This window comes from Bacillus sp. C1 (genome assembly GCF_054570475.1).
Window position 1 is genome coordinate 287,333 of the sequence record NZ_JBTMZT010000003.1, and the last position, 21,346, is coordinate 308,678.

The following is a 21,346-nucleotide window of genomic DNA, read 5'->3' on the forward strand; positions in this document are numbered from 1 at the left end:
TCACCTTCTTTATAAAGAATCTCCTTTTTTAAATGTACTATGATTCATGTGTCCTATTCAACAGCATTTCCAGCCATCCTTATAATTCTAAAAGAACAAAACAAAAAAACTGCCCAAATCCTTTGATTTAGAACAGTTTTTTCTTAGAAACAAATATTTTCTATTATTTAATAAAACTAGTTTCCGCCTTGAAAAATAGGTTTTTTAATTAATAAAGTAACAGGACGTATTTTAAATACAACATACTTCGTAAATAAAGCTAGTAATACTCCATGTATACACCCTGCAATTACATCAAACGGATAATGTACGCCTACCCATACTCTTGAAAAAGCTACAACAAGCGCTAAGAAAAACCAAGTATATTTAAAACGATATCCAGATAGCAATAGTGTAGCCGCAATTACAACAGCTGATGTTGCATGATCACTTGGAAAAGAAGAATTGGCAGCATGCTCTACGAGTTGTGTGATGTTATGCGAGACAAAAGGACGATCTCTATAAATAAATATCTCGATGATTCTATTGATCGAATACGCTAAAGTAAACGCAACCATCGCTTGAAAAGCTATCACACGGAAATGTGGTTTATTCTTTATCCATAACAGTATAAGTAATAACACGAAAGCGTATTGGACATATTCTGCAAATACAATCATTACATGATCTATTAATGGATATTGCTGTACTTTATCATTTATAAAGCTGAACCATTCATAATCTAAATCTTTAACACTCATTACATAATCTCCTTTAACCCACGCTCCATTTCAATAAAGTCTACTTTACGAAACGATTTCTCATGGAACTCTCATACATTTTTATTATGTTTTTTCATTGGCTCCCACCTATAAATCATAATCTATTCCATTTTAAAAGGAGTACTAACAATGTACTATCTTATTTTGTGACATTAACATTACATTTTTGTAAGGTTCTTTTTTCATTTTGATCGTTTCAAAGTCAACTACTTAACTCATTCTAGCTATCGTTTGAAATATAATTTGAATTCCAGTTGAAATAAGAGAAGCATCTATATTTCTTGCATCTATTTTAATCATATTTTCTTTATAAAAAATGGATAAATAATTTTCATCGATTGGCTTTATTAACACATGTTCAGCTTGTAAGCGCCTAATTAATTCCGTTGCATTTATACTTTTAGGTAAGGCTAGATGTAACTTTGTATCAAGCGAGATCGGCTTTTTATAGTGAATGTTCACTTCACAATTATTGAGGTGTTTTTTTATTTCCTGATGTAATAATACCGATTTTTTTGCATATTTGTTTGCAAGTAACTTTCTGTGCGTATGAAACATACTACTTTTCAAATAAAGTTCTAGCGCCCCTTGTGTAATAAGACTTGTATCATAATCAATGACTCGTTTCAAAGTCAAAAAAGGATTGAGAATACTTTTAGGAAGAACGGTTATTCCAATTCTTAATCCTGGAAAAATAATTTTTGAAAAACTCTTTACATAAATAACTCGATCATCTACATCGTAAGCAAATAAAGGGTCTGTTTTTGTATTCAGATCAAAGTCAGCTAAATAATCATCTTCAACAATATAAACATTATATTTTTTAGCCAAAGATAACATCTTTAATTTTTCCCGCTTACTGTACGAAGTCCCGAGTGGATTATGAAATCTCGGCATCGTATAGAAAAATGTAATAGAATGATTCGAAAAAATATGCTCTAATTGATCGAAATCAATCCCATTCGCATCTCGCTTAATACCGATACACTTTACACCTGTAGTTTCAACTAATCTATTAAAAAGATGATATGTGGGCTGTTCAACGAGAATCGTATCCCCTTCATTTGGAAAATGAATTTGTGTCAATATATAAAGCGCTTGTTGTGTACCTGTTGTAATCACAATGTTTTCATACTCTGTGAATACTTGGTATTGCATAAGTAATTTTTTTACCTCCTGAATTAACGAAGGTAACCCACTCACTGTCATACCATAAGAAAAAAGCCCACCTTGTTGAATTTCAATCGCTTGATTTAAACAATGTTGAAACTCTGTATACGGAAATACAGTCTTATCTGGTGTCACAGTAGCAAAATCTATCATTGTAGTTTGTTCAGTATTTTGATAATTAGATGTAGATAACACATAAAAACCGCTCTTAGGAACCGAAAAGATTCTATGTTGATACTTTAATTCATGTAGTGCCTTTAGTACTGTTTCTGAACTACAAACATATCGATTTTTCAACTCACGTATGGAAGGGAGTTTAGATCCTTCTGTTAATACGCCTCGTTCCATTTCCTGAATTAAATCAGCCATAATTTGTTGATATTTCAGCATGTATATACCCCTTTACCGGTACAGTTTAGATTTATTGTCATTGTATAGGATAATCGAGCGCTCTACAATGAAGTTGTTGACAGTCTAAAAGAAAGAAGGGATTCATCTGAAAATTTTTGTTACAGGTGCAACAGGCGTTATTGGCGTGAATCTTATACAAGCCTTAATTGAAAAAGGACATATAGTTGGTGGATTAACAACGAGTAATAACAAAGTTGAATTGTTACAGTCATTAGGAGCAGTCGCTTATGTGGGGAATGTGTTAAAAAAAGAACAAATCCAAAAAACATTACAAGACTTTCAGCCAGATATTGTAATACATCAAGTAACTGCACTTAGTAACGGAAGTGTATTAGACAACGCCAAAGTACGTGCAATTGGAACACGTCATCTCATTGATGTAGTAAAAGAAATGGACATAAAACGAATGATTGCTCAAAGTATTGCCTGGGCATATGAACCAGGCGAAACAATCGCAACCGAAGAAGATTCTTTGCATATTGAAGCGATCGACAAGAGAAAAATTACAATTGATGGTATTGTAGCGTTAGAAAACGCTGTACAAGAGCTTCTTAATTCTATCATCTTAAGATATGGTTCACTGTATGGACCCGAAACTTGGTATGATAAAACGGGCATGATTGGAAAACAGTGCATATACGGTGACATGACGGTAAATGATAGCATACTATCATTTATTCATGTGAAAGATGCAGTACATGCTACAGTTCAAGCAATAAATTGGACAGACGGAATCTATAACATTGTCGATGACGAGCCAGTCAAAAGCGCTGTCTGGGGATCGTATTACGCCAAGCAACTCCATGCGCCAAATCCAAATTATATACATGGAGGAATGCCATGGGAAAGAGGTGCATCGAATCAAAAGGCAAAAAAAGAAGGTTGGGAGTTATTATATCCCTCTTGGAGAGATGGATTTTTGATTACGTGATAAAAACATATAACATTTACATAGGATGATATTCAAAACTCGTTCGAATATCATCCTATTTTATGCATAGTTACTTACATATTTTCCATCACATTCTTTTTTCTTCTACCAAATCCTAATCTCCCCTCCCAAAATACAAAACTTACGAAACCACAAATTAAAATAATTGGCGCACTTACTTTATATAAATCTGTAAAACTCATTGCCAGCTTGTTTTCTGCATAGTGACTTACATCATTTAAAAATACAAGAATCTCTTTCTTTATACTCTCCTCTTTTTCTTCAACCCCTTTTGTTACTTGCTTTGTAACCTCTTCTCTTTTTAATTCTCTATATTCCACTGGAACTCCGTTTAAAGCTTCATTCACTTTTTCATGAATCAAGTTCTCTTTTTGCTCCTTACTTAAGCCGAATTTCTCTTCACTTCGTTCTATTTCAACACTTGATTCTACACTTTTCTTTTGGATGTTTTCTTTCGTTATTTGTAATATTTTATCTTGTTCAGCTTTATCTACGTGGACATTCTGAATCTTCTCTTCAGCATAACGATAAATCTTATCTTTATTGACAGACAGATTATGAGTCAAGGTTGATACAAATATCGCAACAGCAAGTACAATCCCTACCTGTCTCAGCATTGATATGACACTTTGGGAAGCAGTTAATAACTCCCCTTCAAATGAAGACGCACTTAACATTGTAATAGGACCTACGACTAAACCATAGCCAGCACCTAATATCATGCAAGGAATGATAATATTTGTACTTGTTGCATCTACTCCAATTCTTTGTAACCAGTAATACGCTACACTCATCACTGTGAAACCAGATAGAATAATAAAAACTTTCCCAAGTTTTTTCATTAATGTTGCAGATAACGGAGAGACAAAAAATATCATTGCTGAAATAGGCGTAACTAGAAAAGCAGCTTCCAGTTCTGTTCGATGTTGTATTTTTGTAAGAAATGTTGGGAGTAAGACAGTCACTCCAATTAAAAACAAATTGCTTAATATGACAACGATAGAAGCTCCAACAAACGTTCGATCTTTAAATAGTTGTAAATTCACCATAGGCGCCGCGACTTTTCTTTCGACTAAAATAAATAATAAAAAAGAAATAATACTAGTAATATAGCAAATCCAGGCTAAGCTACTCAGCCATCCCCATGTGTTCCCCTTCACTAATACAAGAGTGAAGAAGAAAATTGCAGAGCTGCTTAATACCAATCCGAGCCAATCAATTTTAGATTGAATACGTTCTTCATGTTTAAATTGCAGCATAACAAAGCATAAAACAACTCCAATTACACAAAACGGAATATTAACAAAGAACACCCATCTCCAACCTAAATGTTCTGTAATCACACCGCCTATTACAGGACCAATCGCAGCTGATAATCCTTGTGTCACCCCTAAAATACTAAGGGCCACATGCCTCTTAGCTAACGGAACTGCCGATACTCCAATGACCATACTTGTCGGGAATAAAATCGCCGCTCCTATACTTTGCATAAAACGAGAAAAAATAAGAAAATCTCCTGTATTTGCTAATGCACATAATATCGAACCAGCTCCAAAAACAAGTAAACCAATGATATACATTTTTGCTTTACCAAAAATATCTGCAATACGTCCAAGCGGAATTGCTAGCACCGCAATCGTCATTGTATACACATTTAATATCCACGACATTTTTTCTAGCGATGTATTTATACTAGATTGTATTGCCGGTAAAGCAATGTTCATAATGGTCGTATCAATCATGCAAAGAAAGATACCTAGACACATTAAAAACACTATCTTAAGACCCTTTGCTTGCTCCATTGTAATCCCTCCCTTTATAAATTAACGCTTCTATCCCTTATTTCCCCGTTCTTCTTTCAGTGTGATCTGCGCTAATTTCTTCTTTAATGTCTCAACTTGTGCCGTATACGATGCAATACCAACATCAAGCGAAATCTCCTCTACGAATGTTATACCCTCTCTCCATTTTTCATATTTCAAGCGAAGATCGGCAATATACGCTTCTTTTCTTTCAATTTCTTCTTCAATCCATTTTTTCACCGTAGCTGTATCGCTATAATTCCCAAAGTACATCCGCATTAAAAAGTCAGACCGTAAAACATCCTTCTCTACATCCGTCTTCATATATTGATAAAACTCTTCTCTTCCTTCATCCGTTATGAAGTACATTTTCTTATTTGGCTTCCCCTCTTGCATAATAACCTCTTTTTTTATTTTCCCTTCCTTCTCTAACTGTCTTAAAGTTGGATAAATCATCCCAAAGCTGCCATCAAAGAAATGAGTGAACACATCTTCAAATACGATTTTTATGTCATAGCCAGACAACTCTTTTTCCATCAATAACCCTAAAACAACGTCTCTCCCTTTCATTAAAAACACCTCACAATTATATAATCAACAATCATATTAACAATGTTAATATGATTGTTGATTATATAATATATTTTTAAATTTGTAAAATGCAACCAATTCATTTCACACTCTTTCAAGAATTTAGATATAAAAAAAGAGCTATCTATAATAGCCCTCCTGCACATACCCCCTAATATTAAGCTTATACATCGAACATCTACACAGTTCCCAACTATATAAATACAAATTGAAAAAATGACATAAAAGTATTCTTTTTAGGAGGGAGAGAGCATCCGGCCATGCATAGAAGCGGTCAGTGCTTTTTTAGCCCCATTCCATGTGAAAACAGAAGGAGAAAACGAGTAAAGACCTCCACCTGTTCTTCATAACCATAATGCATCTGTTAGAAAATCAAATTGGATTTATATACATCATGTATTTTATTAGACAAGCATACAAGAAAAACAAACCAAATTTAATATATTAATACTAAGAGATATACCAAATCAAAGAAGAAAGAAGGACAAACTCTATGAAAAGCGATAAAAATAATTGTTCAATTCACATTACTATATACAACATCTATAATTTTGCAGACCGAGGCAGTAGTGCTGGCAACATTGAGCAAAGGGCAGAAGGCGGCGGACAAATTAATAAAGATGTTGGAACAAACGCAAATCAAGGTGGACAAAATGCTCTAAATGGTAGCAAAAGCTCAAATAATAAATCACAGTTCGCTAATGGAAATGGAAGAAGTGGAGTTGCTGGAAAAAGAAACGATGAACAAGGTGGACAGGAAGCAATAAAAATAAAAACAAAAAAGAAAAAATGCAACAAAACATCCACAAACAATGAAAAATAAATATATTGTAAAGTAACGGGGACAGCTATCAGATTGTAAAAAAAATCGTCCCCATTCTTTTTCTATTTACCACAAAAGATAAACCTATCTCTTAAAAACAAGAAGCAAATAGTTACTATGGTATATAAGGTGAAATGTGTACCATCACGTTTCTATCACTGCTAAACCAAATATATATGCATAACTTTTTTACCTTTAGAACATGCTAACAAAATCAAAATAATTGGCTATAGCGAATCGGAGAATGCTACATGAAAAGAAAATTATTATTCTTACTTACTCTCATATGTTTTACAGTTCCACTTCAAACAAGCGCTTTTACTTTTACAGAGCTTCCTGCTACATCAAAATCTAAGCAGTGGTATATTGAAGTTGATAAAGCTAAAACCCCTCAAATGTCGCAATCAAAAGAAGATATGTTTCGTGCATACAGCTTGCTTATCAAAAATATCGGTAAAGACGTATTTAATATATCAGTTGAAATACGGCACAATAACCCAAAATCAAAGGCTACTTTCAAACCTTTCAACAAGTCTGATATGAGTGTGTCATATAGCCAAACAAGTTTTACAAAAATGAAATTCCCATTATATGAAGACGTTAACTCATTTGATGTAGTAATTAGCTGGGAGGAAAATCACTTTAGTTATAACGGTCACCCAGAAAAAGCAGAAAAGCAATTTACACAAACATTCGTATTCCACGAACAGTAAGCTCTGCCGTTTAGCAGAGCTTACTTATTTTCTGTAACCATATATTAATCAAATTGGCGAATACTCGGAACAAGCAGTGCAATCGCTACTACTACAAGTGCTGCAACAGCTAAAATCATAATTGTTACAGTACCACCAATTATATTCGCTAACCAGCCAACAACGATATATCCTAACGGTAATAAAGCAAAAGACCCTAACATATCAAGACTCGCTACTCTTCCAAACGCTTCTTCTGGCACGAGTTCTTGCAAGCTCGTTTCCCATATTAAACCGAAAATCATGATTCCAACCCCTTCGAGTGCCATTAATCCTATTAATCCCGGAGCCCATGAAACAAACGGCATCAATAATAAAGCTATACCACTAATGAGGACACCTCCATAGGCAAGTAATCCTCGTTTATGCCATCTCTGTCTCCCACCAAAAATAAGAGCTGCCACAACAGCCCCAGCTCCAGAGCATGCCATTCCCATTCCATACACAAACGGTTCAAACTGATGATGTACATTAAATAGCCAAGGGATTAATACAACGATAATTCCAGCGTAACAAATATTAATAAATGAAAATGCTAAAATTGTAATCCATAACCACGGATGGCTTTTTAATACAACAATTCCTTCTGTAAAATCTTTTTTAAAATTTATTTTATGATCTGCTGATTTCTGTACTTTTTTAGTTGTTACATCTTTTAAAAATAATAAACAAATAAAAGATAGCAAATAAGTTAATGCATCTAAACCAAATCCAATTCCCGCCGATGCAACCGAAACAATAAGACCACCAAGTGCTGGACCTATTAAACGAACGCCTTGATTACTCATTTGTGTTAATGCGTTAGCTGCATTACGAATTTCTGGTACAAATACCCTCGCTCGCACTGCTGCATATGCTGGTTGAAATACCCCTTCCATGAGTCCATATATTGCTACTAGTACATATAAAATCGTGATTGTTAAAGTATTTGTAAACATAAGCACCGCAAGTGTGATCATCACTATGCATCGAACAATATCCGTAAATAACATTAACTTTACTCGGTTTATCCGATCAACGATTAGCCCAGAAAACGGTAAAACAAGAATGTTCGGTAGCATATACATAGCCATCGTCGTTCCCATAACAACCGTTGAGCCTGTTAATGTATATACGACTACCGGAAGAATTACCATTGTGATGGAGCTTCCAAGTACTGAAAGTAGTTGACCAATCCATAAAAAAGTAAACTGTCGTGATTTTGTAACAGGTAACAATATATTACTTACATAACTCCCCTTATTTTCCGTTTGCACCTCTCCTTGCATATGTATCCCCTTCCTCTAAACATCTTCCTTCTTTTTCCTTTTATTATAGCATTTAATTTACTGTTTTTTTGAACAATTTAGTTTTTATCTACATCAAAAAATGTTGATATTATTATTCAAAGTATTACAATATCCTTCTCCATTCATTCAGGTGATTTAAGAGAGACTTTGGAAATATTAGAACGAAATCAAAAAGTTCTTCACTATGAATCTGTAGAATATGAAAATCATCTAGCAAACGTATTGATTGTTGGGTCTGGCATGGAATCCAATCCAGGTGTTGCTGCTAGTATGTTCTCGACATTAACAGATGAAAACATTCCCATTAAAATGGTAAGTACATCTGAAATTAAAATAGCTGTTGTCATCGATTACCTCCATTTAGTAGATGGTGTAGAGGCACTCCATCAATCATCTATGGCTAAAATTGAGCCATTTGTACAAATGAATTAAAATAGTTATTAAAATAACAACAAGGAATATTTCTTTGTTGTTATTTTTTCTAACAAAATAGTATTATGTTACACTAGTACATGTGAAATATTTTCCAAATCATTTTCTAACAAATTCAAAAAACATGTAAGGGTGGCTCCATAATGAGAACAGAAAAAATTCTATTAGTAGATGATGAACAAGGCATATTAGATATGTTAGTACTTACGCTAAGAAAAGAAAACTTTACGCATATAACAACAGCTATCAATGGAGCTGAAACGTTAAACTTCATTAAAAGTCATCCATTCGATATTATCTTACTCGATGTAATGCTACCCGATATAGATGGATTTGAACTATGTAGACAAATCCGCAATTACACAAATACTCCGATTTTATTTGTAACAGCACGCTCTAGCGATTTAGATAAATTGACAGGTCTAGGAATTGGTGGAGATGATTACATAACAAAGCCATTTAACCCTTTAGAAGTCGCTGCCCGAATTAATGTCCAATTACGTAGACAAAGTATGATACAAGAAAATCGCTATGACGAAAATTCAAACCTACATTTCCAATCTTTTTCTATATATCCAAGCGAGGGACTGATAACAGTAAACGGGAAATCTGTACATTGCACTGCCAAAGAACTCGAATTGCTTACTTTCTTATGCAAACACCCAAATCGAATCTTTACTGCTGAACAGTTGTATGAACAAGTATGGGGATTGACTTCTATAGGTGACGATAAAACTGTAGTCATGCATATCTCTAAATTACGTAAAAAGATAGAGGCAGATCCGAAGGCACCTAAATATATTATTAATTTAAGAGGAATTGGCTACAAATTTATTCCAGATGCGAAGGAGAAACTCAAATGATAACACGCTTCCGATTAGGTCTTCATTTTATTCTTAGTCTATTTATCGGTGCTATTTGTATGGGAATCGCTATGGCAATTACAATGGAAATTATATTACCTTTTATTGGTGTAAACGAAGAAACCGATATGGCTGCTCTTATTGTTTTTTGTCTTTTTATTTTCACACTTATTTTTGGCGCGATTCTTTATGGGTGGTATATAGGAAAGCCGATATTCCAGATGATTTCATGGATTAATCACCTAGCAGGAGGTTCTTACGTTATACCAGAAAACACAAAACACATGTACAATAAGAAAACGCAAAAACTCAAAGGTTCGTATCGTTTATATCAAGACGTCTTTGTTAACATCGAAAATTTGGCAAGAAGACTTAGAGAAATAGAGACGGAACGCGAACAATTAGAAAAAATGAAGCGCGAATGGATGGCGGGAATCTCTCACGATTTAAAAACACCTCTGACGTATATTACAGGTTACAGTGCGCTTATGCTATCACCAGACCATGAATGGAGTCAGAAAGAAAAAGAGACGTTTTTACAAGAAATCCGGCAAAAAGGAGATCATATGAAAGAATTAATTGAAGATTTAAACCTCTCCTTTCGTCTTCAAGATTTACAGATTCCATTAAAAAAAGAAGAAATTAACATCGTTGAATTTACAAGAAGGCTTATAGCTGATATAACAAACGATCCGCGGTCGGAACACTATCATTTTAGTTTTCAATCAGACGAAACAAAAATAATGATTCCCATTGATACAAAATTACTCCACCGTTCTTTACAAAACTTATTTATGAACGCTGTTTTACATAACCATGAAGGGACGAAAATCCACACTACTATCTCATTACAGAACGATATACATATTATAATAGAAGATACTGGAATTGGCATGGATGAAATGACAGTTCAAAATCTTTTCAAACAATACTACCGAGGTACAACTACAAATGTTTCAAGTGAAGGAACTGGTCTTGGAATGGCTATCACTCATAAAATCATTACAGCACATAGTGGAACCATTCATGTAGACAGTAAAATAAAGAATGGGACGACCATTCATATTATCCTGCCCATTCTATAATACTTCTTATCGATCAAAAATATAGTTTGATTAAAGTGAGGATTCTTTTCGTTTCATTTAATAGCATGAAAAAAACCAAATTCTCTTTTTTATACATAAGAAAGAGAATTTGGCTTTTTGTTTTTAGAAATTGAATCAATCGATCCCCTATATTTAGCGCCCGAAAAACACACCGATAAGGGAATAAATAATAATTGTTGAAAATAAAATTGTCATATGGAAAAGTGAAAAAATAAACAAAGATTTTGCCCATTTCTCTGAATCCATTTTTTTATAACCATAAATACTTAAAGCAAGCCATAAAATGCTTAAAAGAAGTGATACTAACATAAGACCAATACTCAATGAACCTAAAAGAACACTTATGATAATTAAAATCATTAAATACACATTCGTTTGTATATATGTTCTTTTAATCCCCTTCACTACTGGAAGCATCGGGACATTTGCTGCTTTATATTCGTCATGTTTGCGAATCGCTATCGCATAAAAATGAGGCATTTGCCAAATGATCATAATAATAAAAAGACCGATAATAGCCGGATGCGTTATATCTGGATACATAGCAGCCCAACCGATGAGCGGCGGCATTGCCCCTGAAATACTTCCAATCTCTGTATTATAAATCGTTCTTCTTTTACTCCATATTGTATACGGTACAACGTACAAAAATAAACCTAAAAATCCTAATAGTGCAGCTAAATACGTGGTTAGAGCAAGAAACACTAACCCGGAAATTGTCATCAATATTCCAAGCCATAATACAGCTTTAGGACTGATTTCTCCAGTTACAGTCGGTCTATTTTTTGTTCTTTCCATAATCAAATCGATATCACGATCATACAGATTATTAAAAGCTCCGGCTGCTCCTATTATTAAAATCGAACCGATTAAAGCAAATATAATCTCTGGAATTTTTTCAAATGGGCTAATTTGATATTTATATAAAGCCAATGTTAACCCTGCAAACATTGGAACCAAATTCGATTTAATAATCCCGGTTTTAACCGTTTGGGCTAAAATATCCGATAACTGTCGTTTCGAATTTGTTAATTCTTTTTTCCTGCGCATGACACCCTGTACTCCTTTTCATCCAACGTTTCTCACAATGTATATAGTATTAATGTACTCCTCGGTATATTAATACCATATGGTATACATGTCAAGAGCAGATAGGATACAGTACACCGGTAAAGGCTAACTTTGAAAGATAAAAAAACCCTCAAATAAACAAATTCAAAAGAAATTTACAAAACAAAAACACAACCTGAACAGATTACAAATATCCATTCAGATTGTATTTTTCAACTAGTTCCTATTGTCATTACATTCCCTTCTTAACTCCTTACCTGAATATTAACCGTAATCTTCCCATTTGCTGCAACTGTCCGATTAGCGCAATACATAGGAATACAACAGATAACGTAATATACAAAATCGCATATGATGTTGATACTCCTAAAAAGTCTATATAAGGCAGATGATTTACTGGTCCTACATACCATAAAATTATATATAATACTTCAAACAACTTACGTGTCCTGCTCCATACCCCTAATGCTAATGCTAGCGTTGAAATAAATACGATACCACTAAGCCAAGAAAGCAAAAATGAAATATCGTCAATTAATATAAATTGAATGATAACACCACTGGAAATAATGAGCCCCACTGCAATACCTGAAATCCACGTTGCAAAAAACTTATAAAATGGCGAACAACTCGAAATAATGATTTGCTCTGTACTATAATATCTTTCTCTCGTCATCATCTGTGACCAAATCGCAATTGGCCAAATCATAATGATAGAGAGCCACCCTCTTGCTATATCTACCGGACATATTAATCCTAATGCGATCAGCCCAATTGCAATTACATACCACCAAATCGTAAAGCCTTTTAGCATAATAGACAGCTCAGCTTTAATGAGGCGAAACATACTAATGCTTTTTACTCGTATTATAGAAGTGAAGGCAAAAGAGTTTTGACTTTGTTCATTCACAGCGATTTTTGTACTCATCCCCTCCAACAACCTAACATTTTCCTTTACTTTAATAAGCGGATGAAATCTATTAAATATGAAGGAAGTAATCCAAATTAGCAACATCGCTACTCCCACCCAAACCAAACTTGCCACGAGTATTTCTGTATTCCAAGTCACTCCATCCCAATAAAATATTTTTATTGTTCCCTCTACTGGATTATAACCAAAACCTCCGCCACCCTTTCCTCTTAAAAATTCATACTCACTGACCGCATCCTGTATCATATGAGAGCGAATCATTCCTAAACCAAATACATCCAAATAACGATTTGGCATTTCAAATGATAGAATCGATAATAAAACCCATAAGAAAAAGAATACAATATTACCTATTACACCTTTCAAACCAGGAAATACATCAAAAAAAGTTGTCAATGCCGCAAGAAGAACTAGTGAAGGAAATACAATATAAAGGAGCGGATACAAATAACCACCTAACTGAAACGAAAAATCTTCTCCACGAATAAATTGCATCACTATAAAAGCAATGATACATACCGTCTCAATAGCCACTAAAACAATAAAATTAGAAATCGTTTTACTAAAAATATATTGAAATTTACTTATAGGTGAAGCTGCAATTAATTGCCCTACTCCTAACCGGTGATCTTCTGAAATTTGACCTCTTAATAGATAGAAACCAAGTAGCCAAATAAACAAAGCGGATGTCATTGCTCCCATTCCACCAAGCCAGTTTGAATTATACACTCCTCTAACTCCGCCAAGATAAAATACTTCATATCCCGCTGAAGCTGCTGGAACACAAGCATACCCAAAGAAAATGGTTAATCCAATTACAATTAAAAATGGATAACTTCTCATTTGTCTAATTAAATTGTTTTTTATGAAATAAAATAAATTATATATATTGTTCAACTCGATTCCCTCCCCTCGAAGAAACATAATACAGATAAGCATCTTCAAGAGAGGCTTCTATCATATACGCCTTAATACTAGGTGCATTACTTGAAACAATGCGCGCATGAATTCCATCACTCCGGTGCACCGCACTACTTACTATATATTTCCTTTGAACATGATGTAACTCAGAAGCTGGTATTACCCACTCCCATACTTTCCCCTCGACACACTTTAATAACTGATCTGGACTCATATGGGCTAATACATTTCCTTTTGATAATAAAGCGATATCAGTCGCAATTGATTCAATATCTGTAACAATATGCGTCGATAAAATAACAATTCTATCTGTGGAGAGACTAGATAATAGGTTTCTAAATCTAATCCTTTCTTCAGGATCTAGCCCTACCGTCGGTTCATCTACTATTAATAACTTCGGATCATTTAATAATGCCTGTGCAATTCCAACCCTTTGCCTCATTCCCCCAGAATATCCACCTAGTAATCGTTTCCGATCATTCGTTAAATTTAGCGCTTCCAGCAGTTCATTAATTCTCTTTTTCGAAGAGCTCATGGATAAACCTTTCATCGCTGCTATGTACTCTAAAAACTCAACCGCATTCATATTTGGATATACGCCAAAATCTTGCGGTAAATATCCGAGCATGGAACGTAACAACTTCGGCTTCTTTTGAATGTTTTCTCCGTTCCACATCACATTACCATTTGTCGACTGTTCAATTGTCGCTAAAATCCTCATAAGTGTAGACTTCCCTGCACCGTTCGGTCCTAAAAGCCCTAACACCCCTGACTTTAAGTGCAAACTGCAATCATTTAATGCTACTTTCCCACCGTATTTTTTTGTTACATGGTCAATTACTAATTCCATTATTTTACCTCCTCTACTGAAATACCACTTATACTGTTATCATTTAGGTTTTCTTGCTTTTATTGTAGGTGGTAAAAGTAAAACCTAAGTAAACTCTGGGGAAAATCATCTTAAAATCTATAAAAATTTTGAAGAACATTGAAGTAGATGAGCGTTCCCCCTCTACTTCTCCCGTTATTTTAGGCCGCTTCCCTCAAAAAAAGATAGACTACCCGTTGGTGAAGGCCAACAAACAGTGAATAATGAAACACTCCCTCATTGATCAAAGTTTTACAGTTCATTATTCTTACCTACAAAAAAATCTTGAGCAAATATACTTTGCTCAAGATTTTTTTATTTCCTATTTTCTATTCCATTCATTAGGCATCTTTTACTCATAAGCCAAATCCTTCGTTATCATATCCACTTACATAATTCTTTACAAATTGAATTTCACCCTCTATTCGTTCCCGTATTGTTGATTTGGACATGTGTATTCACTTCTATTTTTGCTTTAGCTATAGCATCGTGCCAATTTTTCTGTTCTTTTTTCCATCCTTTATATTGATATGCCCTAGCGTATAAATATAAACCGATTGGATCGACCTCATTCTTTTGCATATAACGAAACATACTCATCAATTTTTTATCGAGCTTTTGTTTCAACTCAGCTTCTAATTTTATAATTTCTTGCTTTTGTTTTTGAGTATAGTGAATAACTTTACTATTCACTCTTTCATTAAGGGCAACGTTCATGTACAAATTTATACGAAATATAAATTGCCCATTACGGTAATCGACCTTTATTTTCCGCTTTACATTTTGCACCAATATAGAAGTATTTGGTTGTTGATTCTCCTGTAAAGACCCTAGGGAAAGATGCAATATCATACGTCCTTTTCCTTTAGGTTTATTTATAAGATTAAAAAATCCTACATCTTTTTTTAAAAACCTAGTTACATACTTTCCTTTATAATCTAAAAAAGCAATTCCCACTGTATCTATCTCATTATTTTTTTCCTTAATGATGGGAATTGTTTGCGTCATTCCTCGTTCATTTTGTTCTCTCATAAGTTGCTGAATAGTAGAAAAAACAGCTTTGTTATTTTGAATAGAAGATTCTATTACGTTATTTACATAGGAAGAAAGAGAAGCATTCTCTTTCCTATTCATGTTGAATATCTCTTCTACAGAACCATCGACAAGCAACACTTTAGTATTCAGCGTACTGGAAGGATCACGAAAAGAGGAATCAAGAGCTTTCATCCAATTCTCCTTTTCCGCAAATTTTTTCCCGATTAAAATAATCTCAGCTTTAGAGGATGTAACATAGCCTGTCATTTTCGTACTCATTTTACTAAATCCATCGTATACAGAAGACGCCGTAACCAGTTGTTCAACAGTATCCTTTTGTTTTTCATGATGAAATAGGGGTACGCTTGCCCCTACTACGATCTCTCCATTAGAAGCCTGATCCAATGCGATTAATAAAATTAAAGAAGCATTTTCCAAAGGTACCCTTTGGCTGCAACCGATTAAACACATACAGCAGATTACAATCCCTAGCTTTCTTCGAATCATAATTGCTTCCTCCTTTTAAAGCAGGTAAAAAGAGTGATGTACAGAAAAAAAACAACTGGTAATGTAACAAAAAAAATAACATTTAACATATCCATAAATGAATAAATTGTTAATAGTTTGTTAAGATTCGGATTAAGAAACACAAATATTCCAATGACCCCGAAAATAAAACTTCTGACAACCCAATTATACGAAAAACTTTTAAACACCTCGGTAATAGAGCCTATACTAAAAAAGAAATACGGATATACCGTGGTAGTGAATACAATTAAATAGTAAGCAATATAAATAATCTCTAATCTTTCCAAAAAAGCGAAACGTATTCCCTTTAACAAAAGAAATAAAGGCCAAATAAGTTCTTTTATACCTTCTGGAGTAAAGTAAACGTAACAAATAATTGTAACATACAAATACAAAAACATTGTTCCTGTATTTGCTAATACAATTCCTATCATAGCCTTTTCTTTTTTTTGTAACAAAGGATAGATAAAATAGGCAATTTCCAAGCCAGAATAAGGAGTAATAGTATCTTTTACTGCTTTTAAAATGGGCCATATTCCATCTTTTAATACAGGTAAAAGGTTTATAGGATAAAAATTATGTTTTAACGCAAACATGAGACATATTGGCATCCAAGCAGTAAAAAAGAAGACAACGATAGAATATCTAGTAATTGCTTCTACTCCATTCCGTGCTAAAATATAAAAAGGAAGCAATAATAATATGACAATTTGGTAAGAAGGGGTCGAAGGAAAAATCCATACTTTAACAATATCGATTGCTTTTAATAGCGTATTAAAGCCAGCAAAAAACAAATAAAAGGCATATAACATAATAAGTATTGTTCCTAACCATTTACCAAAGTAGTAGGTAAGGATTTGAAAGAAATTCATATTAGGATTTTTTTGCAATACCCAAACGATCATCACTCCAATTATAGAAGTAATGATCCACCCTAAAACTACAGAAATCCATCCATCTGTTCCTGCAATATTTGCCGTTTGACTTGGCATAGTCAAAACACCTGATGCAACTTGTAGGGAGTGAACAAAAACAATATATTCAAATAAACTCAACTTTCTAATACTATGATTTGTCATGAGAACCACCTTTTTTCGATTCTACCTCTTTCCTCTTTTTTTGTTTTGGATGACCTGTACTAGAACGCATTGTGAGCATAGAAATAGGGAACCGCACAAAAGCATCTTTTAAATCTTGTAAGCGAAATGGAGCGATTGGAATCCCATACGGTGTACCGTAGGAGGTTAATGTAACAAAATGCGCTAGTAAAACCATCATTCCGCACACAATACCCACAATTCCATAAAAATAAGCAAATAGCATCATCGGAAATCGAATCAGCCGGATACTGCTCGCTAAATCATAATTCGACACGATAAATGATGCAATGGCCGTAATAGATACAATGATTACCATCACATTACTTACAAGACCCGCTTGAACAGCAGCTTGTCCAATTACAATCCCTCCAACAATTCCAATCGTCTGTCCAATAGGCTGTGGCAAACGAATTCCAGCTTCACGAAGCATTTCAAGCGTAACCTCCATAATAAGTGCCTCCATTAATGGCGAGAAAGGGACTTTAATTCTTGATTTTGCAATAGACATGTAAAGATCTAAAGGGATTACTTCAAAATGAAATGAAACCATCGCTATATAAATAGCCGGTAAAAACATCGCGATAAAAAAACCTGAAAATCGTAACAAACGTAAAAATGAAGCAATCAACCAATTCATATTATAATCATCTGGTGTCTGGAAAAAACCAACTAAATTCATAGGGATAACCATTACACCAGGGGAGCGATCGACCAATACCGCTACTTTCCCATCAAGAATGTGGTGTGCAACAGCATCTGGACGTTCACTTAAATAAGCTTGCGGAAAAGGCGTCCAAGTCTTCTCTCCTGTAAAATTTGATAACTCTCCAATACTTAAGATTGTATCTGTTTTAATCTTACTTATTCTTTTCTCCGCTTCTTGAATAACATGCTCATTTGCTACATCCCCTAAATACATTAAATAGACCGAAGTAGAAGCGCGTTCTCCCACTGTTAACTTTTTGATTTTCAATTGAGTAGACGAGATGTACCTTCGAATTAAACCTATATTTTTAGAAGCGTTCTCAATAAATCCATCATGAGAACCCTTGATTGTAGTTTCTGAAATAGGTTCTTGAACAGCTCTTTCTGCCCACCCTTTTGTATTTACAATAAGCGCCCTCTGTTCTCCCTCCATAAACAGTACGCTTTGTCCTTCTAACAGCCCATCTACGACTTCATCCCATGTAAATACCTTTTTGATATAGGACGCAATAATATGAGACTCAAATACCTGTATGTCTTCATGAACATGTTGTAATAGAGGGGTAATGACATTGTCTTTTAATGATATACCATCTGTTAAGCCTTCAAAATAATATAATAATACATTGGTTTTTGTTTTTAATATTAAAGGATGCTCAATCAAATCCACACTTTGATCAAAGATCTGTTTCATTTTAGTTTTTTGATCTTGTAAATGATTCGTTTGAATCATTCCGAAAGCTTCACTGTTTTTTTGTCCTTGATTCTCTTGCGTTTTTGACATTACATTCACCCGTTTCCCGCCATTTTCAATCCAATATTTATATATTATTTTCTCTAATCACAGCATTATACGCATAATTAAACAAATGAAGTGCGTATATGAAACACTAATCTCATAAGAAATCAACTAGTTAAAATAACTATGAATAAATTGTTCGTTCAGCTGCTCTACTAACATGTCTACGATGCCTGGAACATATAGTATGCCCACTAATCGAGTTATTACGAAATAAAGCGAAAAACACCCTAAAATATTAAGTATCTCTTCTCTCCTGTTCTACTTTCCACAGAAAAAGATTTCCTTTAATATTTTGGGTGTTTTTTTACTATTTTTTATTGATATAATGCACGATTCGAAATTAACACATTAAGTTCTGAATTAGAACAAATGAATGTTTTCCTTCTTACACGCTTCACGCATTTCATCAGGCCATACAGAAGTTTGAACCTCACCGATATGCGCTTTACGTAAGAAGTACATGCACATTCTGGATTGTCCAATGCCGCCACCAATTGTAAGCGGAAGTACATCTTCTAAAATTCCTTTATGGAAATCGTAATCACGTTTGAAATCTTCGTCTTTCTTCGTTAACTGTTCATCAAGTGATTTACTATCAACGCGAATTCCCATTGATGATAATTCAAATGAAGATTGCAGTACTGGATGCCAGAATAAGATATCTCCGTTTAATTTCCAATCGTCATAGTCAGATGCGCGTCCATCATGTTTTTCACCAGAGCGAAGTGCATCACCAATTCCGATAATAAATACTGCACCATGCTCTTTTGCAATCGCGTGCTCACGATCTTTCGGCGTTAATTCTGGATATTTATCTTCTAATTCTTGAGATGTAATAAATACGATATCTTCTGGTAAATACTTTCCAAGGAACGGATATTTTTCAAACAAATGATCTTCCAATTCTTTGAATATTCCATAAATTGTACGTACTGTTTCTTGTAAGTAATCTACTGTACGCCATTCTTTTTGAACAATTTTTTCCCAATCCCATTGATCAACATAAATGGAATGCGTTGCATCAAGTTCCTCATCACGACGAATCGCGTTCATGTTTGTATATAAACCTTCACCAGCTTCATAACCATATTCGTGCAAGGCAAGTCGTTTCCATTTTGCTAGTGAATGAACAATTTCTAATTCTTCTCCTGAATGAAGCATATCAAATTCAATCGGACGTTCCACACCGTTTAAATGATCGTTTAAACCAGATTTTTTCGTTACGAATAATGGTGCAGATACACGGAATAGTCCTAGACGCTTTGCTAATTGATCCTCAAAAAATGTTTTAACATCCTTAATTGCGATTTGTGTCTCTCTTACTGTCATTAATGATTGATACATGTCTATTTCCTCCTAAAATGTCTAGATGTAGTGGAAAGAAGCCAACAAAAAAAGCCCTTCTTTCCCAAAAAAACTGGGACGAAAGGCTTTGGTTCCGCGGTACCACCCAAATTAGCAACAGAGGTTGCTCACTTATTTCAGTACGGAGATTAGAGAAATCTCGATACTGTTCTTCTTGTAACGGCGAAGTTCCCGGCTAAGTCTACTTTCCTCTAAAGGATTTCGGTTAGCGACTCCAGGAGGTTCTTCATAACAGGCTTCGTATCAGGCTCACACCATCCCTGACTCGCTTTAACTACGTCCTACTACTACTCTTCCTTTCACAGTCGTTTTGTTGTCACATCTCTGAAACATTTTATTAATGATTATTCTATACAAAAAAATAAGAAAGTCAACAAAAATTTAAAAATATTTTTCAATTCTTTATTTTACGGCTTTATCGATTCTTTAAACCTTACAGAAATTATCCCTTTCTTTGTTTCCTTAATCCAAAAAATGTTGCTCTTATTGTTACTATCGCATATATAACAAGGAGTGTTATTGTCCGAAAAACAGAATCCATCGTATTTCTCATCATTTTCATTTCCTTTGTAATTTTTTTCATATATAATAACGTTCTACAATTTGAATGAATCTATACAAATTTCGATAATGATTCCATAACCCATCAAATTAATGACGATTTTATGATATACTAGAGCATTCAGTTATTGTTCTTATCAACAATTGTTAAGGATAAACACAGTCATTATATTTCAAAGACACCAACTACTATCGAAGTAGATTTTCTATCATAACGGAGTGATTATATGAGTAAAACAAAAGCAAAAGCTAAAAAAGGAACCGGTCAAGGCACAGGTAGTAAGGGTTGGAATCGCTGGCAATCTAGCGCTAAAAAGAAGAAAAATGCGAAACCTTATAAAAGTAAAGGTACAAAAAAATAACGGAAAAATGGAATGATTACATTCATAATGAAAAAAGCTATTCTTTCTCATTTAGGAAAAAATAGCTTTTCTTTCTTTAAAATCCTCTATTACTATATAAATCCAATTTGATTTTCTAACAGATACATTATGGTTATGAAGAACA

The 21,346-nt window shown here is 34.1% G+C and carries 18 protein-coding genes, 1 pseudogene and 1 other annotated feature; of the genes and pseudogenes, 7 read left to right on the plus strand and 12 right to left on the minus strand.

Going from position 1 to position 21,346, the window contains the following annotated elements; translation table 11 throughout:
• Positions 1-176: 176 nt before the first annotated feature.
• Positions 177-740 (minus strand): undecaprenyl-diphosphatase, encoded by a 564-nt coding sequence (locus tag ACX5JI_RS12385; RefSeq protein ID WP_459501345.1) that lies wholly within the window; start codon positions 738-740, stop codon positions 177-179.
• 231 nt (positions 741-971) lie between these two features.
• Positions 972-2,321 (minus strand): aminotransferase-like domain-containing protein, encoded by a 1,350-nt coding sequence (locus tag ACX5JI_RS12390; protein WP_459501346.1) that lies wholly within the window; start codon positions 2,319-2,321, stop codon positions 972-974.
• A 112-nt stretch (positions 2,322-2,433) separates the two neighbouring features.
• On the opposite strand from ACX5JI_RS12390, the gene ACX5JI_RS12395 reads away from it, so the two are divergent.
• Positions 2,434-3,273, plus strand: coding sequence for an NAD-dependent epimerase/dehydratase family protein (locus tag ACX5JI_RS12395; RefSeq protein WP_459501597.1), 840 nt, complete (start codon positions 2,434-2,436; stop codon positions 3,271-3,273).
• 74 nt (positions 3,274-3,347) lie between these two features.
• Here ACX5JI_RS12395 and ACX5JI_RS12400 read toward each other — a convergent pair whose 3' ends face one another.
• Together ACX5JI_RS12400 and ACX5JI_RS12405 are read right to left on the minus strand one after the other, a co-directional pair.
• Positions 3,348-5,096, minus strand: coding sequence for an MFS transporter (locus tag ACX5JI_RS12400; RefSeq protein ID WP_459501347.1), 1,749 nt, complete (start codon positions 5,094-5,096; stop codon positions 3,348-3,350).
• Positions 5,097-5,126: 30 nt separating this feature from the next.
• Positions 5,127-5,666, minus strand: coding sequence for a PadR family transcriptional regulator (locus ACX5JI_RS12405; RefSeq protein WP_459501348.1), 540 nt, complete (start codon positions 5,664-5,666; stop codon positions 5,127-5,129).
• Between the two features lie 514 nt (positions 5,667-6,180).
• Here ACX5JI_RS12405 and ACX5JI_RS12410 point away from each other — a divergent pair.
• Positions 6,181-6,510 (plus strand): hypothetical protein, encoded by a 330-nt coding sequence (locus tag ACX5JI_RS12410; protein ID WP_459501349.1) that lies wholly within the window; start codon positions 6,181-6,183, stop codon positions 6,508-6,510.
• 251 nt (positions 6,511-6,761) lie between these two features.
• Positions 6,762-7,223 (plus strand): YozF family protein, encoded by a 462-nt coding sequence (locus ACX5JI_RS12415; protein WP_459501351.1) that lies wholly within the window; start codon positions 6,762-6,764, stop codon positions 7,221-7,223.
• A gap of 44 nt (positions 7,224-7,267) precedes the next feature.
• Here the strand turns inward: ACX5JI_RS12415 and ACX5JI_RS12420 are convergent, their stop codons facing one another.
• Entirely contained in the window at positions 7,268-8,530 is a 1,263-nt protein-coding gene (locus ACX5JI_RS12420; RefSeq protein ID WP_459501352.1) for an MFS transporter, read from the minus strand.
• A 99-nt stretch (positions 8,531-8,629) separates the two neighbouring features.
• Here ACX5JI_RS12420 and ACX5JI_RS12425 point away from each other — a divergent pair.
• The 3 genes and pseudogenes from ACX5JI_RS12425 to ACX5JI_RS12435 all read left to right on the plus strand — a co-directional run.
• Positions 8,630-8,983: pseudogene (locus tag ACX5JI_RS12425) on the plus strand (ACT domain-containing protein); the annotation flags it as partial.
• A gap of 143 nt (positions 8,984-9,126) precedes the next feature.
• Positions 9,127-9,846, plus strand: coding sequence for a response regulator transcription factor (locus ACX5JI_RS12430; RefSeq protein WP_459501354.1), 720 nt, complete (start codon positions 9,127-9,129; stop codon positions 9,844-9,846).
• Positions 9,843-10,931 carry a sensor histidine kinase gene (locus ACX5JI_RS12435; protein WP_459501355.1) on the plus strand — a complete coding sequence of 363 codons (1,089 nt, stop codon included), beginning with the start codon at positions 9,843-9,845 and terminating at the stop codon, positions 10,929-10,931. The genes ACX5JI_RS12430 and ACX5JI_RS12435 overlap by 4 nt, the downstream gene beginning before the upstream one ends.
• Before the next feature lie 153 nt (positions 10,932-11,084).
• Here ACX5JI_RS12435 and cyoE read toward each other — a convergent pair whose 3' ends face one another.
• The 7 genes from cyoE to asnA form a co-directional block, all read right to left on the minus strand.
• Entirely contained in the window at positions 11,085-12,002 is a 918-nt protein-coding gene (gene cyoE, locus ACX5JI_RS12440) for a heme o synthase (protein ID WP_459501356.1), read from the minus strand.
• A 274-nt stretch (positions 12,003-12,276) separates the two neighbouring features.
• On the minus strand, positions 12,277-13,797 hold the full coding sequence (locus tag ACX5JI_RS12445) for a hypothetical protein (protein WP_459501598.1): 1,521 nt from the start codon (positions 13,795-13,797) through the stop codon (positions 12,277-12,279).
• Positions 13,798-13,834: 37 nt separating this feature from the next.
• Positions 13,835-14,725: an ABC transporter ATP-binding protein gene (locus tag ACX5JI_RS12450; protein ID WP_459501357.1), complete on the minus strand. Its 891-nt coding sequence runs from the start codon at positions 14,723-14,725 to the stop codon at positions 13,835-13,837.
• 432 nt (positions 14,726-15,157) lie between these two features.
• Entirely contained in the window at positions 15,158-16,285 is a 1,128-nt protein-coding gene (locus tag ACX5JI_RS12455; protein ID WP_459501358.1) for a Ger(x)C family spore germination protein, read from the minus strand.
• Complete coding sequence (locus ACX5JI_RS12460; RefSeq protein ID WP_459501359.1) at positions 16,282-17,385, minus strand: GerAB/ArcD/ProY family transporter; 1,104 nt, start codon at positions 17,383-17,385, stop codon at positions 16,282-16,284. The genes ACX5JI_RS12455 and ACX5JI_RS12460 overlap by 4 nt, the downstream gene beginning before the upstream one ends.
• Positions 17,372-18,844: a spore germination protein gene (locus ACX5JI_RS12465; RefSeq protein WP_459501599.1), complete on the minus strand. Its 1,473-nt coding sequence runs from the start codon at positions 18,842-18,844 to the stop codon at positions 17,372-17,374. The genes ACX5JI_RS12460 and ACX5JI_RS12465 overlap by 14 nt, the downstream gene beginning before the upstream one ends.
• 429 nt (positions 18,845-19,273) lie before the next feature.
• The gene (gene asnA, locus ACX5JI_RS12470) at positions 19,274-20,257 is read right to left on the minus strand and encodes an aspartate--ammonia ligase (RefSeq protein WP_459501360.1); all 984 of its coding nucleotides are present in this window, start codon (positions 20,255-20,257) and stop codon (positions 19,274-19,276) included.
• A 71-nt stretch (positions 20,258-20,328) separates the two neighbouring features.
• Positions 20,329-20,590: a binding site (T-box leader), on the minus strand.
• A gap of 476 nt (positions 20,591-21,066) precedes the next feature.
• Between asnA and ACX5JI_RS12475 the strand changes: the two genes are divergently transcribed.
• Positions 21,067-21,201, plus strand: coding sequence for a DUF3934 family protein (locus tag ACX5JI_RS12475; protein ID WP_017152329.1), 135 nt, complete (start codon positions 21,067-21,069; stop codon positions 21,199-21,201).
• The last annotated feature ends 145 nt before the right edge of the window (positions 21,202-21,346 follow it).

Excerpts from the sequence above, each read along its gene's own strand:
- ACX5JI_RS12450 (WP_459501357.1), bottom strand. The coding sequence starts at position 14,725 with ATGGAATTAGTAATTGACCATGTAACAAAAAAATACGGTGGGAAAGTA.
- ACX5JI_RS12475 (WP_017152329.1), top strand. The coding sequence starts at position 21,067 with ATGAGTAAAACAAAAGCAAAAGCTAAAAAAGGAACCGGTCAAGGCACA.
- ACX5JI_RS12465 (WP_459501599.1), bottom strand. The coding sequence starts at position 18,844 with ATGATTCAAACGAATCATTTACAAGATCAAAAAACTAAAATGAAACAG.
- ACX5JI_RS12410 (WP_459501349.1), top strand. The coding sequence starts at position 6,181 with ATGAAAAGCGATAAAAATAATTGTTCAATTCACATTACTATATACAAC.
- ACX5JI_RS12455 (WP_459501358.1), bottom strand. The coding sequence starts at position 16,285 with ATGATTCGAAGAAAGCTAGGGATTGTAATCTGCTGTATGTGTTTAATC.
- asnA (WP_459501360.1), bottom strand. The coding sequence starts at position 20,257 with ATGTATCAATCATTAATGACAGTAAGAGAGACACAAATCGCAATTAAG.
- ACX5JI_RS12445 (WP_459501598.1), bottom strand. The coding sequence starts at position 13,797 with ATGAGAAGTTATCCATTTTTAATTGTAATTGGATTAACCATTTTCTTT.
- ACX5JI_RS12415 (WP_459501351.1), top strand. The coding sequence starts at position 6,762 with ATGAAAAGAAAATTATTATTCTTACTTACTCTCATATGTTTTACAGTT.
- ACX5JI_RS12390 (WP_459501346.1), bottom strand. The coding sequence starts at position 2,321 with ATGCTGAAATATCAACAAATTATGGCTGATTTAATTCAGGAAATGGAA.
- ACX5JI_RS12420 (WP_459501352.1), bottom strand. The coding sequence starts at position 8,530 with ATGCAAGGAGAGGTGCAAACGGAAAATAAGGGGAGTTATGTAAGTAAT.
- ACX5JI_RS12460 (WP_459501359.1), bottom strand. The coding sequence starts at position 17,385 with ATGACAAATCATAGTATTAGAAAGTTGAGTTTATTTGAATATATTGTT.
- ACX5JI_RS12430 (WP_459501354.1), top strand. The coding sequence starts at position 9,127 with ATGAGAACAGAAAAAATTCTATTAGTAGATGATGAACAAGGCATATTA.
- ACX5JI_RS12400 (WP_459501347.1), bottom strand. The coding sequence starts at position 5,096 with ATGGAGCAAGCAAAGGGTCTTAAGATAGTGTTTTTAATGTGTCTAGGT.
- ACX5JI_RS12405 (WP_459501348.1), bottom strand. The coding sequence starts at position 5,666 with ATGAAAGGGAGAGACGTTGTTTTAGGGTTATTGATGGAAAAAGAGTTG.
- cyoE (WP_459501356.1), bottom strand. The coding sequence starts at position 12,002 with ATGCGCAGGAAAAAAGAATTAACAAATTCGAAACGACAGTTATCGGAT.
- ACX5JI_RS12435 (WP_459501355.1), top strand. The coding sequence starts at position 9,843 with ATGATAACACGCTTCCGATTAGGTCTTCATTTTATTCTTAGTCTATTT.
- ACX5JI_RS12385 (WP_459501345.1), bottom strand. The coding sequence starts at position 740 with ATGAGTGTTAAAGATTTAGATTATGAATGGTTCAGCTTTATAAATGAT.